Consider the following 13,555-nt stretch of genomic DNA (forward strand, 5'->3'; position numbering starts at 1 on the left):
GTGCTATCATCGTGGTTGCCGCAACTGACGGTCCTATGCCCCAGACTCGCGAGCACATCCTTCTCGCTCGTCAGGTGAACGTTCCCCGTCTCGTTGTGTTCCTCAACAAGTGCGACATGGTAGACGACGAAGAAATGTTCGACCTCGTTGAAATGGAAATGCGCGACCTTCTTTCGACTTACGAATATGACGGCGACGAAACTCCTATCATCCGTGGCTCTGCCCTTGGCGCCCTCAACGGTGAACCCCAGTGGGAAGAGAAGGTTATGGAGCTCATGGAAGCTGTTGACAACTGGATTCCCCTGCCTCCCCGCGACATCGACAAGCCCTTCCTTATGCCTGTTGAAGACGTGTTCTCAATCACCGGTCGTGGTACAGTTGCTACCGGTCGTATCGAGACTGGTATCGTAAAGGTTGGCGACGAAGTTCAGATCATGGGTCTCGGCGCAGATATGAAGTCTGTTGTTACAGGTGTGGAAATGTTCCGCAAGCTCCTTGATCAGGGCGAAGCCGGTGACAACGTAGGTCTTCTTCTCCGCGGTATCGACAAGAAAGATATCAAGCGTGGTATGGTTATCTGCCACCCCGGTGTTGTTAAGCCCCACAGCAAGTTCAAAGCTTCTGTCTATATCCTCAAGAAAGAGGAAGGTGGCCGTCACACTCCGTTCCACAACCACTACCGTCCCCAGTTCTACATCCGTACACTTGACGTAACCGGTGAGATCACTCTTCCCGAAGGTGTAGAAATGGTAATGCCCGGTGACCACGTTGAGATCAACGTTGAGCTCATCAACCCGGTTGCTTGCGACGCAGGTCTCCGCTTCGCTATCCGTGAAGGTGGCCGCACAGTAGGTTCTGGTCAGATTACCGAAATCCTCGAATAATACCCTTGCGGTATTGCTCAAAAGCCATTCATGAGCTTGCTGATGCAAGCCTCTGAATAAAACCAAAACCGGCCCTCGTTTCCGGAGGGTGATAAGTCCGAAAGGATGAGGGTCGGTTTTTCTACCTACGGGACTAGCTCAGTTGGTAGAGCACCGGTCTCCAAAACCGGGTGTCGGGAGTTCGAGCCTCTCGTCCCGTGCCAAAAAACACGACAAATGAGTAAACTTAAACTACTTACAGATATCGAGGAGTCTTATACCGAACTTCGGTATAAGACTACTTGGCCTACAAGGACCCAACTGGTCAAGAGCGCGGTCATCGTGCTGATAGCTTCCATCATTATTGCAGCGATTGTCTTCGTGATGGATCAGGTGGTCAACACCATTATGCACTTCATTTACAGCCTCGGTCAGTAATCTTTTTAGAACAGAAGAAAATCAATGGCAGAAGAATTGAAAAAAGCCTGGTATGTGCTCCGCGCTATCTCAGGCAAAGAAGCTAAGGTCAAAGAAGTATTGGATGGAGCCATCCGCAACACCGGCCTCGGCAATTACGTTTTTCAGGTCTTGATTCCTACTGAAAAGGTTATGTCGGTCCGCAACGGCAAGAAGGTGGTGAAGGAGAAAAACCTTTACTCCGGCTATGTCTTTGTGGAGTGTATTCTCACCGGCGAAGTGCTTTACGAACTCCGTAACACTACAAATGTAATCGATTTCCTTCGTGGACGTGGCAAGAACGCCGCCCCTGAGGCCCTTCGTGAAAGCGAAGTGCTGCGAATGATGGGCACGGCCGATGAAATGATTGACACGACCGATGACGGAAACGACTACATGGTAGGAGAGACCGTAAAGGTTACTTTCGGCCCGTTCAGCGGTTTCTCTGGAACCATTGAAGAGGTCAACCGTGAGAAGAAGAAGCTTAAGGTAATGGTCAAAATCTTCGGGCGTAAAACCCCGCTTGAACTCGAGAATTCTCAGGTAGAGCGTGAATAATCATCGCGCGGTATCGAGGCTCTGTCCACGATACCACGGGAGATGTCACAGATTCCGAGCCTAATAAAATGACGGCTCTCCGGCTCTTGGTTACGAAAGCGTCGGGGAGACATCATGGTGAAAGAACAGAGGACATCGTTTTAACCGAATCATTAACAAAAATTTAGATTTATCATGGCTAAAGAAATTGCTGGACAGATCAAATTGCAAATCAAAGGCGGAGCAGCCAATCCTTCGCCTCCTGTTGGTCCTGCTCTTGGTTCCAAGGGTATCAACATCATGGAGTTTTGCAAGCAATTCAATGCCCGCACTCAGGACAAAGCCGGTAAGGTACTTCCGGTAGTCATCACTTACTACACTGACAAGAGCTTCGACTTCGTAGTCAAGACTCCTCCGGTGGCAATCCAGCTCCTCGAAGCTACCAAGCTCAAGAGCGGCTCGGCTCAGCCTAACCGTAAGAAAGTCGGTGAAGTGACCTGGGATCAGGTTAAAGCAATTGCTGAGGACAAAATGCCCGATTTGAACTGTTTCACCGTAGCATCGGCAATGCGTATGGTTGCCGGTACAGCCAGAAGCATGGGTATCACCGTAAAAGGAACATTCCCCGAAAACATTTAAACTTCAATTGACATGAGTAAACTGACGAAAAATCAAAAGATTGCCCAGGAGAAAGTTGAAGCCGGGAAAGTTTATAGTCTTGCTGAGGCCGTTAACCTCGTGAAGGAAATCACCTTCACCAAGTTTGACGCTTCGCTTGACGTGGATGTTCGACTTGGCGTTGACCCCCGTAAGGCTAACCAGATGGTGCGTGGCGTCGTAACGCTTCCCCACGGAACCGGTAAGCAGGTACGAGTTCTCGTGCTTTGCAACTCTGACGCTGAAGCTGCCGCTAAGGCTGCCGGTGCAGACTATGTCGGTCTGGACGAATATATCGAAAAAATCAAAGGCGGTTGGACTGACGTTGACGTCATCATCACCCAGCCCGCTATCATGGGTAAAATCGGTGCCCTCGGCCGTGTTCTCGGTCCCCGTGGCCTTATGCCGAACCCCAAGAGCGGTACTGTGACCAACGACGTTGCCAAGGCCGTTGAGGAAGTGAAGAAGGGTAAAATCGACTTCAAGGTTGACAAGAACGGTATCGTACACTCTTCAGTTGGTAAGGTTTCTTTCGAAGCTCCCGCCGCTGCTGCCAACGTACGCGAGTTCATCAACACCCTCATCAAGCTCAAGCCCGCTGCCGCAAAGGGTACCTATATCAAGAGCATTTATCTTTCGAGCACTATGAGTCCGGGTATCAAGATTGACCCCAAGTCAATCGACGAATAACTTCTAAAGCTGACTGTAGAAAATGAAAAAGGAAGATAAAATCATTGCTATTGAGAACATAGCTAAGACTCTTCAGGAGTATAGCTGCTTCTATCTCACTGAAACTGCCGGCCTCGATGCCGAAAAGACCACTGCCCTCCGTCGCGCCTGCAACAAGGCTGACATCAAGCTCATGGTCGTGAAGAACACTCTTCTTCACAAGGCACTCGAATCGCTCGAAGGTGACTACTCCGAACTCTACGGAGCCCTCCACGGCTCTACCTCTCTGATGCTCGCCAACGTGGGCAATGCTCCTGCAAAGCTCATCAAGGAAATCAGAAAGGCCGACAAGGAAGCCACTCTTCCCCGACTCAAGGCCGCTTACGTTGAAGAGACTATCTACATGGGCGAAGACCAGCTCGACGCTCTCGTGGCCATCAAGAGCAAAAACGAACTCATCGCAGACGTTGTCGCTCTTCTCCAGTCTCCTGCCAAGAACGTTATTTCCGCTCTCTCATCTGGCGGCAACAAACTTCACGGCATCCTCGAAACTCTTTCGAAGAAGGAAGCGTAAGCCTCGCTCTCAACAGCCTCTCTGCTCAAAACCCAACCAATCATCAAAATTTTAAAACAACAAATAAAACTATAAAATCATGGCAGATCTTAATGCTTTTGCAGAACAACTTGTTAACCTCACCGTTAAGGAAGTAAACGAACTTGCTCAGATCCTCAAAGAAACTTACGGCATCGAACCCGCCGCTGCTGCTGTTGCAGTTGCTGCCGGTCCCGCTGCAGGCGCTCCCGCTGAAGAAGAGAAGACCTCTTTCGATGTTGTCCTCAAGGCTGCCGGCGCTTCTAAGCTCGCCGTTGTTAAGCTCGTTAAGGAACTCACCGGTCTCGGTCTTAAGGAAGCTAAGGAAATGGTTGACGGCGCTCCCAGCGTTATCAAGGAAGGCATGGCTAAGGCTGACGCTGAAGGCCTCAAGAAGCAGCTCGAAGAAGCTGGTGCTGAGGTTGAGCTCAAATAATATCACCTCTTATCAGGTACAATGGGTTAAGATTCTCCCGTCAGGGAGTTTCTTAACCTATTTGCGTTAAAATGGACGGGTTGGTATAAAAAATCATAAATATTTATATTTATAAATAAAAATTTAACCATCTCCATACTTATAATCCCTTCATTCAGGCCTATTTGGGTAATTCATCATTTTCTACAGCCTGAGAGATGGGATGATTTTGTGGTTAAATAATGTTAATCGAGGCGTTTGCCTCCTTACCGGCCGCTCTGCCGTCGCTCACCCCCATTGTGAGCGTCGTTTCCTCTCTTCACTCAATTCTCCTTTACGAGTTTCTTTTTTAATGTTTAATCCAAAAGATTAGATGTCAGACATAACATTAGCAAAACCCCGCGTAAATTTCGCGTCGGTTAAAAACCCTCTTCCTTACCCCGATTTCCTCGAGGTGCAGCTGAAGTCGTTCCAGGACTTCCTTCAGCTTGACACACCCCCGGAAAAAAGAAAAAACGAGGGCCTCTTCAAAGTGTTTGCCGAAAACTTCCCCATCGCTGACACCCGCAACAACTTTGTCCTCGAGTTCCTCGACTACTACATCGACCCGCCGCGCTACACTATCGACGAGTGTCTCGAACGTGGTCTCACCTACAGTGTGCCCCTCAAGGCAAAACTGAAACTTTACTGTACCGACCCTGATCACGAGGATTTCGCAACTGTGATTCAGGACGTATATCTCGGCCCTATCCCCTACATGACTGACAAGGGTACCTTTGTCATCAACGGTGCCGAGCGCGTTGTCGTGTCGCAGCTTCACCGTTCGCCCGGTGTGTTCTTCGGTCAGAGCACCCATGCCAACGGCACCAAGCTCTACAGCGCCCGTATCATTCCCTTCCGCGGTAGCTGGATTGAGTTTGCTACTGACATCAACAACGTGATGTATGCCTACATCGACCGTAAGAAGAAACTCCCCGTAACCACCCTTCTCCGTGCCATCGGTCTCGAAAGCGACAAGGACATCATCGAGATCTTCGGCCTCGCCGAGGAAATCAAGGTCAACAAGACCAATCTCAAGAAAGCCGTGGGCCGCAAGCTTGCAGCCCGTGTGCTCAAGACTTGGGTCGAGGACTTCGTTGACGAAGATACCGGTGAAGTTGTTTCGATCGAGCGTAACGACGTGATTCTCGACCGCGAGACCGTCCTCGAAGAAGACAATATCCAGGAAATCCTTGATTCGGGCGTGCAGACTGTACTTCTCCACAAGGAAGACGCCAACACCTCCGACTATTCAATCATATTCAACACCCTCCAGAAGGATACCTCCAACTCCGAGAAGGAAGCTATCCAGTACATCTACCGACAGCTCCGTAACGCCGAGCCGCCGGATGATGCCAGCGCGCGCGAAGTCATCACCAACCTTTTCTTCTCTGAAAAGCGCTATGACCTCGGCGAAGTGGGCCGCTACCGTATCAACAAGAAACTCGGCCTCACTACTTCGATGGACGTGAAGGTTCTCACCAAGGAGGACATCATCGCCATCATCAAATACCTCATCGAGCTCATCAACTCGAAAACCGACGTCGACGACATCGACCACCTCAGCAACCGTCGTGTCCGCACTGTAGGCGAGCAGCTCTACAATCAGTTCAACGTCGGTCTCGCACGTATGTCGCGCACCATCCGTGAGCGCATGAACGTCCGCGACAATGAGGTGTTCACCCCGATCGACCTTATCAACGCCAAGACTATCTCGAGCGTTATCAACACATTCTTCGGCACCAACGCCCTCTCGCAGTTCATGGACCAGACCAACCCTCTGGCCGAGATCACCCACAAGCGCCGTATGTCGGCCCTTGGCCCCGGCGGTCTCTCGCGTGAACGCGCAGGTTTTGAGGTGCGCGACGTACACTATACACACTACGGCCGTCTCTGTCCTATCGAGACTCCTGAAGGCCCGAACATCGGTCTTATCTCCTCGCTCTGCGTCTATGCTAAGATTAATGACCTCGGCTTCATCGAGACACCCTACCGTGAGGTTAAGGATGGTGTCGTAAACCTCAAGAACGATGAAGTTGTCTACCTCACCGCTGAAATCGAGGAAGGCAAGATCATCGCCCAGGGCAACGCTCCCGTGGAGGACGACGGTAAGTTCATTAACGACCGCGTCAAGGCCCGTCTGGATGCCGACTTCCCTATCGTCGCTCCCGACCAGGTCGAACTCATGGACGTTTCGCCCACACAGATTGCATCAATCGCTGCATCTCTCATCCCCTTCCTCGAGCACGACGACGCAAACCGTGCGCTCATGGGATCAAACATGATGCGTCAGGCGGTTCCCCTGCTCCGCAGCGAGTCGCCTATCGTCGGCACAGGTATCGAAGGCCAGCTCATCCACGACAGCCGCACCCAGATCATGGCTGAGCGTGAAGGCACCATCGAATTTGTCGATGCCCGCGTCATCCGCATCCGCTATGACCGCACCGAGGACGAGGAATTCGTATCGTTCGAGGACAGCGTCAAGGAATACCACCTTCCCAAGTTCCGCAAGACCAACCAGAGCACGACCATCGACCTCCGCCCCATCTGCAACAAGGGTCAGCGTGTGAAGCGCGGCGACATCCTCACCGAAGGTTACTCTACCGAAAAGGGTGAGCTTGCACTCGGCCGCAACCTCAAGGTTGCCTTCATGCCTTGGAAGGGTTACAACTATGAGGACGCCATCGTGCTCAACGAGCGTGTTGTCCGCGAAGACATCCTCACCTCTGTCCATGTCGATGAGTACACCCTCGAAGTCCGCGAGACAAAGCGCGGTATGGAGGAACTCACTTCCGACATCCCCAACGTCTCTGAGGACGCTACCAAGGACCTCGACGAGCGCGGTATCGTGCGCGTGGGTGCCCACATCGTCCCCGGCGACATCATGATTGGTAAGATTACTCCTAAGGGCGAAAGCGACCCCACTCCTGAGGAAAAACTCCTCCGCGCCATCTTCGGCGACAAGGCCGGCGACGTGAAGGATGCTTCGCTCAAGGCTTCTCCCTCGCTCAAGGGTGTTGTCATCGGCACACACCTCTTCCAGAAGGCTGAGAAGAAGAAAACCAAGAAGAGCGCCAGCGCAGTACTTCCGAAACTCGACGAGGAATATGAGGATCGTCTCAACGACCTTAAGAACCTCCTCATCTCGAAGCTCATGACCCTCACCGAAGGCAAGACCTCGCAGGGTGTCAAGGACTTCCTCGGAACCGATATCATTCCCAAGGGCTCGAACTTCTCGGCAGCCACCCTGCGTGAGATTGATTTCGATACCATCAACCTTTCGAAGTGGACAACTGATGCGCGCATCAACGATATGATTCGTGCAACCATTGTCAACTACCTCCGCAAGTCGAAGGAAATCGACGCCGAACTCCGTCGCAAGAAATTCGACATCTCCATCGGCGACGAGCTTCCCTCAGGCATCATGAAGCTTGCCAAGGTCTATGTGGCCAAGAAGCGTAAGATTTCTGTGGGCGACAAGATGGCAGGTCGTCACGGTAACAAGGGTATCGTTTCGCGCATCGTGCGTCAGGAAGACATGCCCTTCCTTGCCGACGGTACTCCGGTCGACATCTGCCTTAACCCGCTCGGTGTGCCTTCGCGTATGAACCTCGGTCAGATTTTCGAGACCGTGCTCGGTTGGGCCGGTCGTGAGCTCGGCGAGAAGTTCGCAACCCCGATTTTCGACGGTGCGACCCTCGAAGACCTCAACGAGTGGACCGACAAGGCCGGTCTTCCCCGCTACGGTAAGACCTACCTCTACGACGGTGGCACAGGCGAACGCTTCGACCAGCCTGCGACCGTGGGTGTCATCTACATGCTTAAGCTCGGTCACATGGTCGAGGACAAGATGCACGCACGTTCGATCGGTCCGTACTCACTCATCACCCAGCAGCCTCTCGGCGGTAAAGCCCAGTTCGGTGGACAGCGTTTCGGTGAGATGGAAGTTTGGGCGCTCGAAGCATTCGGCGCCGCCCATATCCTCCAGGAAATCATCACTGTCAAGTCTGACGACGTCACCGGCCGCAGCAAGACCTACGAGGCTATCGTCAAGGGTGAGGCCATGCCCCCCGCAGGTATCCCCGAGTCGCTCAACGTGCTTCTCCACGAGCTTCGCGGTCTCGGCTTGAGCATCAACCTCGAGCAGTAATATTTCTCCCCTCATTGTCCCGCCGGGGATTGCTCCCCGGGGGACGAAAAATTACTTAATATCGCTTTGAATATCTAAAATATGGCTTTTAGAAAAGACAATAAACAGAAAACCTCTTTCTCGAAAATCTCCATCGGTCTCGCTTCGCCCGAGGAGATTCTGGAGAAGTCAAGCGGCGAGGTGTTAAAGCCTGAGACCATCAACTACCGCACCTACAAGCCTGAGCGCGACGGCCTTTTCTGCGAGCGCATCTTCGGTCCCGTGAAGGACTTCGAGTGCCACTGCGGAAAGTACAAGCGCATCCGCTACAAAGGCATCGTCTGCGACCGTTGTGGTGTCGAAGTCACCGAGAAGAAGGTGCGTCGTGAGCGCATGGGCCACATCAAGCTCGTCGTTCCCGTCGCCCACATCTGGTACTTCCGCTCGCTTCCCAACAAGATAGGTTACCTCCTCGGTCTTCCCTCGAAGAAGCTTGATGCCGTCATCTACTACGAGCGCTACGTTGTCATCAACCCCGGTGTCGCAGCCGAGGGTGAGAACCCCGTTCAGCGTCTCGACCTTCTCACCGAGGAGGAGTATTTCGACATCATCGACCGTCTTCCCCGCGAGAACCAGCTCCTTGACGACACTGACCCCAACAAGTTTGTCGCCAAGATGGGTGCCGAGGCTATCTACGAGCTTCTGAAGGACATCAACCTCGACGACCTCTCTTACGCTCTCCGCGACCAGGCTAACCAGGAAGGTTCGCAGCAGCGCAAGACCGAGGCCCTCAAGCGCCTTCAGGTCGTGGAGTCGTTCCGCGCATCGCGTGAGCGCAACCGTCCCGAGTGGATGATTCTCCAGGCTGTCCCTGTCATTCCGCCCGAACTCCGTCCTCTCGTGCCCCTGGACGGTGGACGTTTCGCCACTTCCGACCTCAACGACCTCTATCGTCGTGTCATCATTCGCAACAACCGTCTCAAGCGCCTCATCGAAATCAAGGCTCCCGACGTGATTCTCCGCAACGAGAAGCGTATGCTTCAGGAGGCTGTCGATTCACTTCTCGACAACTCCCGCAAGTCGTCGGCTGTCAAGACCGAGGCCAACCGTCCCCTCAAATCACTCTCTGACTCGCTCAAGGGTAAGCAGGGACGTTTCCGTCAGAACCTCCTCGGTAAGCGTGTCGACTACTCCGCACGTTCGGTTATCGTCGTAGGTCCCGAGCTCAAGATGCACGAGTGCGGTATCCCCAAGAATATGGCTGCCGAACTTTACAAGCCCTTCGTCATCCGCAAGCTCATCGAGCGCGGTATCGTGAAGACTGTGAAGTCGGCCAAGAAGATTGTCGACCGCAAGGAACCCGTCGTTTGGGACATCCTTGAATACGTGATGAAGGGCCATCCCGTGCTCCTCAACCGTGCCCCGACGCTTCACCGTCTCGGTATCCAGGCATTCCAGCCCAAGATGATCGAAGGTAAGGCTATCCAGCTCCACCCGCTCGCATGTACGGCATTCAACGCCGACTTCGACGGTGACCAGATGGCAGTCCACCTTCCCCTTGGCAACGAGGCTGTCCTTGAAGCACAGCTCCTCATGCTCGGTTCACACAACATCCTCAACCCTGCCAACGGCGCTCCTATCACCGTCCCCTCTCAGGACATGGTGCTCGGTCTCTACTACATCACCAAGCTCCGCAAGGGCGACAAGGGTGAGGGCCTGAAGTTCTACGGTCCCGAAGAGGCTGAGATTGCCTACAATGAAGGCCGTGTGACTCTCCACGCTCCCGTCTCGATCGTTGTCGACGACATCGACGAGTTCGGCAACCCCATCAAGCATCTTGTCGAGAACACCTCCGTCGGCCGTGTGCTCGTCAACCAATATGTCCCCAAGGAGATCGGCTACGTCAACGAAATCCTCTCGAAGAAATCGCTCCGTACTATCATCTCCCGCGTTATCAAGCACTGCGGTATCCCCCGTTCGGCCCAGTTCCTCGACGACATCAAGAACCTCGGTTACTACATGGCCTTCAAGGGTGGTCTGTCGTTCAACCTCGGCGACGTGCTCATTCCTGCTGAAAAGGAACAGTATGTCAAGGAAGGCTACGAGCAGGTGCAGGAAGTCCTCAACAACTACTCGATGGGCTTCATCACCAACAACGAACGTTACAACCAGATTATCGACATCTGGACACACGTCAACTCGCGCCTCGCCGACACACTCATGAAGCAGATTTCTGCCGACAAGCAGGGCTTCAACCCTGTCTACATGATGCTCGACTCCGGTGCCCGTGGTTCTAAGGACCAGATTCGTCAGCTCTCCGGTATGCGTGGTCTTATGGCCAAGCCTCAGAAGAGTGGTGCCGAAGGCGGTCAGATCATCGAGAACCCGATTCTTGCGAACTTCAAGGAGGGTCTTTCGGTGCTCGAATACTTCATCTCGACCCACGGTGCCCGTAAGGGTCTTGCGGATACCGCGCTTAAGACTGCCGACGCAGGTTACCTTACCCGTCGTCTCGTCGATGTGGCCCACGACGTCATCATCAACGAAGAGGATTGCGGTACGCTCCGTGGCCTCGTCTGCACAGAAATCAAGAACAACGACGAGGTTGTCGCTTCGCTCGGCGAGCGCATCCTTGGCCGTGTGTCTGTCCACGACATCATCGATCCCACCAACGGCGAACTCATCGTCGCAGCCGGTGAGGAAATCAACGACATTGCCGCCGACCGCATCAACGAGTCGCCCATCGAGTCTGTTGAAATCCGCTCCGTCCTCACTTGCGAATCCAAGAAGGGTGTCTGCGCCAAGTGCTACGGCCGCAACCTTGCTACCCACCGCATGGTGCAGATGGGTGAGGCTGTCGGTGTCATCGCAGCCCAGTCAATCGGTGAGCCGGGTACACAGCTTACCCTCCGTACATTCCACGTCGGTGGTGTGGCTTCGAATATCGCCGCCGTCAACTCTCTCACTTCCCGCTACGACGGTCTCCTCGAAATCGAGGAACTCCGTACGGTCAAGACCGACGAGGTTGATTCCAAGGGACGCAACGTCGAGGTTGTCATCGGCCGACTCGCAGAAATGCGTATCGTCGATCCCAACACCAAGATGATGCTCACCAACGCCAACATCCCCTACGGTGCGAAACTCTTCTTCGACAACGGCGCTGCCGTGAAGAAAGGCGATGTCATCTGCGAATGGGACCCCTTCAACGCCGTCATCGTCAGTGAAGTTGCCGGTAAGGTTGAATATGTCAACCTTCAGGAAAACGTCACCTACCGCGTCGATTCCGACGAGCAGACCGGTCTCCGCGAAAAGATCATCATCGAATCCAAGGAGCGTGGCAAGGTGCCCGAAGCAAACATCCTCGATGCCAACGGCGACATCGTCAAGACCTACGCACTCCCTGTGGGTGCCCACCTCATGGTCGACGACGGTGCCAAGCTCAAGGCAGGTGAGATCTTCGTCAAGATTCCTCGCGCCGCAGGTTCTGCCGGTGACATCACCGGTGGTCTCCCCCGAGTCACCGAGCTCTTCGAAGCCCGCAACCCCTCGAACCCCGCTATCGTTTCGGAAATCGACGGCGAAGTCAAGTTCGGCAAGGTTAAGCGTGGCAACCGTGAAATCTCGGTTACTTCCAAGCTCGGCGAGACCAAGAAATATCTCGTTCCCCTGTCGAAGCAGATTCTTGTTCAGGAAAACGACTACGTCCGTGCAGGTACACCCCTCTCAGACGGTGCCATCACTCCGGCCGACATCCTCAACATCATGGGTCCGACAGCCGTTCAGGAATACATCGTCAACGAGGTTCAGGACGTCTACCGTATGCAGGGTGTGAAGATCAACGACAAGCACTTTGAAGTCATCGTCCGCCAGATGATGCGTAAGGTCAACATCCTCGATCCGGGCGACACCGGCTTCCTCGAGCAGCAGGTTGTCGACAAGCGCGACTTCATGGACGAGAACGACCGCATCTGGGGCAAGAAGGTTGTCACTGACGCAGGCGACAGCGAGAACGTCAAGCCCGGTCAGATCATCACTGCCCGCAAGCTCCGCGACGAGAACTCCTCGCTCAAGCGCCGTGACCTCCGTCCCATCCAGGTACGCGATGCCCAGCCCGCCACCTCCGAGCAGATTCTCCAGGGTATCACCCGTGCAGCCCTCCAGACATCTTCGTTCATGTCGGCTGCATCATTCCAGGAGACTACCAAGGTGCTCAACGAGGCTGCTATCAATGGCAAGGTCGACTACCTCCAGGGCATGAAGGAAAACGTCATCTGCGGTCACCTCATCCCCGCCGGTACCGGTCTCCGCTCCTACGAGCGCATCGTTGTCGGTGGCAAGGACGACATTGAAGACGCCTTCGACCTCCCCGTCGTTCCCCGTCAGGAAGCCCCCGAAGTCATCGACGTAGCCCACACCGAACTCTGATAACCCACCCCTATGAATGGTATGGTTCTCCGGAAGTGATATGATTCTCCGGGAATGGTATAATTCTCCGGAAGTAATATGATTCATTTTCAAGAATGATATAATTCATTTTAGGCCCTGTTCAGCCAGATAAAGAAGATGCGATAAGAGAAAATCTTGTCGCATCTTTTTTTATCTGGCTGATTCCTTATTCCCCCCGAATCCACCGTTTTTAATAACAATATGGTCCAATCCTAAAATCGGGTTTATATGCGGTGAAAAGGGATACAAACGAACAAAATAAACAAAAGCAACAGAAGTATAATTTACTTGGAATTAAGCTTTCGTAGCTTCTGACATTATGTAGCTTCTGACATTATGCTGTGATAATGCACTATAATTACTGGTTGAGCCAACAATTGTTTGGAGGGGTATTTTTAGAACGGCCGGGTTGAATCTGAAAGACAATTTTATGAATAATGGTTTGGATTGGTGATATATTTAGTTAGCTGCGAAGTCCAAATGGAGATCCCATAACCAGCTTAAATAAAAATAACAAAATGATGAGTAGTTATGTAGGAGCAGCGGTGTGGTCTCTTTTTCTGCCGGATGGTAGCCGGTAATCTGCGAATCAGCGGTGTGGCCTCTCTCTGCCTGATGGCAGCCGGTAAGCAGCGAATCAGCGGTGTGGTCTCTTTTTGCCGGATGGCAGTTGGTAGGCTGCGAATCAGTGATGTGGTCTCTCTGCCTGATGGCAGCCGGTAAGCAGCGAATCAGCGGTGTGGTCTCTTTTT

The 13,555-nt window shown here is 53.1% G+C and carries 10 protein-coding genes and 1 tRNA gene; 10 read left to right on the forward strand and 1 reads right to left on the reverse strand.

What is annotated here, in order from left to right; translation table 11 throughout:
• The 10 genes from QZ310_RS13015 to rpoC all read left to right on the forward strand — a co-directional run.
• Positions 1 to 884 (forward strand): elongation factor Tu (locus QZ310_RS13015; protein ID WP_297073563.1); only part of this gene is annotated, 884 nt, incomplete at its 5' end.
• 127 nt (positions 885 to 1,011) lie between these two features.
• Positions 1,012 to 1,087 (forward strand) — tRNA-Trp (locus QZ310_RS13020).
• Between the two features lie 13 nt (positions 1,088 to 1,100).
• Positions 1,101 to 1,301 carry a preprotein translocase subunit SecE gene (gene secE, locus QZ310_RS13025; protein WP_297073565.1) on the forward strand — a complete coding sequence of 67 codons (201 nt, stop codon included), beginning with the start codon at positions 1,101 to 1,103 and terminating at the stop codon, positions 1,299 to 1,301.
• A gap of 24 nt (positions 1,302 to 1,325) precedes the next feature.
• Positions 1,326 to 1,877 carry a transcription termination/antitermination protein NusG gene (nusG, locus tag QZ310_RS13030; protein WP_297073569.1) on the forward strand — a complete coding sequence of 184 codons (552 nt, stop codon included), beginning with the start codon at positions 1,326 to 1,328 and terminating at the stop codon, positions 1,875 to 1,877.
• 174 nt (positions 1,878 to 2,051) lie between these two features.
• Entirely contained in the window at positions 2,052 to 2,495 is a 444-nt protein-coding gene (gene rplK, locus QZ310_RS13035) for a 50S ribosomal protein L11 (RefSeq protein WP_123613571.1), read from the forward strand.
• Between the two features lie 12 nt (positions 2,496 to 2,507).
• Entirely contained in the window at positions 2,508 to 3,203 is a 696-nt protein-coding gene (rplA, locus tag QZ310_RS13040; RefSeq protein ID WP_297073572.1) for a 50S ribosomal protein L1, read from the forward strand.
• A gap of 22 nt (positions 3,204 to 3,225) precedes the next feature.
• Entirely contained in the window at positions 3,226 to 3,756 is a 531-nt protein-coding gene (gene rplJ / locus QZ310_RS13045; protein ID WP_297073574.1) for a 50S ribosomal protein L10, read from the forward strand.
• A gap of 79 nt (positions 3,757 to 3,835) precedes the next feature.
• Positions 3,836 to 4,210, forward strand: coding sequence for a 50S ribosomal protein L7/L12 (gene rplL, locus QZ310_RS13050; protein WP_297073577.1), 375 nt, complete (start codon positions 3,836 to 3,838; stop codon positions 4,208 to 4,210).
• 352 nt (positions 4,211 to 4,562) lie between these two features.
• Complete coding sequence (rpoB, locus tag QZ310_RS13055; protein WP_297073580.1) at positions 4,563 to 8,378, forward strand: DNA-directed RNA polymerase subunit beta; 3,816 nt, start codon at positions 4,563 to 4,565, stop codon at positions 8,376 to 8,378.
• An 81-nt stretch (positions 8,379 to 8,459) separates the two neighbouring features.
• Positions 8,460 to 12,782 (forward strand): DNA-directed RNA polymerase subunit beta', encoded by a 4,323-nt coding sequence (gene rpoC, locus QZ310_RS13060; RefSeq protein ID WP_297073583.1) that lies wholly within the window; start codon positions 8,460 to 8,462, stop codon positions 12,780 to 12,782.
• 480 nt (positions 12,783 to 13,262) lie between these two features.
• Here rpoC and QZ310_RS13065 read toward each other — a convergent pair.
• The coding region (locus tag QZ310_RS13065; RefSeq protein WP_297073586.1) for a hypothetical protein at positions 13,263 to 13,555 on the reverse strand (293 nt) is incomplete at its 5' end.

This window comes from uncultured Duncaniella sp. (assembly GCF_910577345.1).
GTDB lineage: Bacteria > Bacteroidota > Bacteroidia > Bacteroidales > Muribaculaceae > Duncaniella.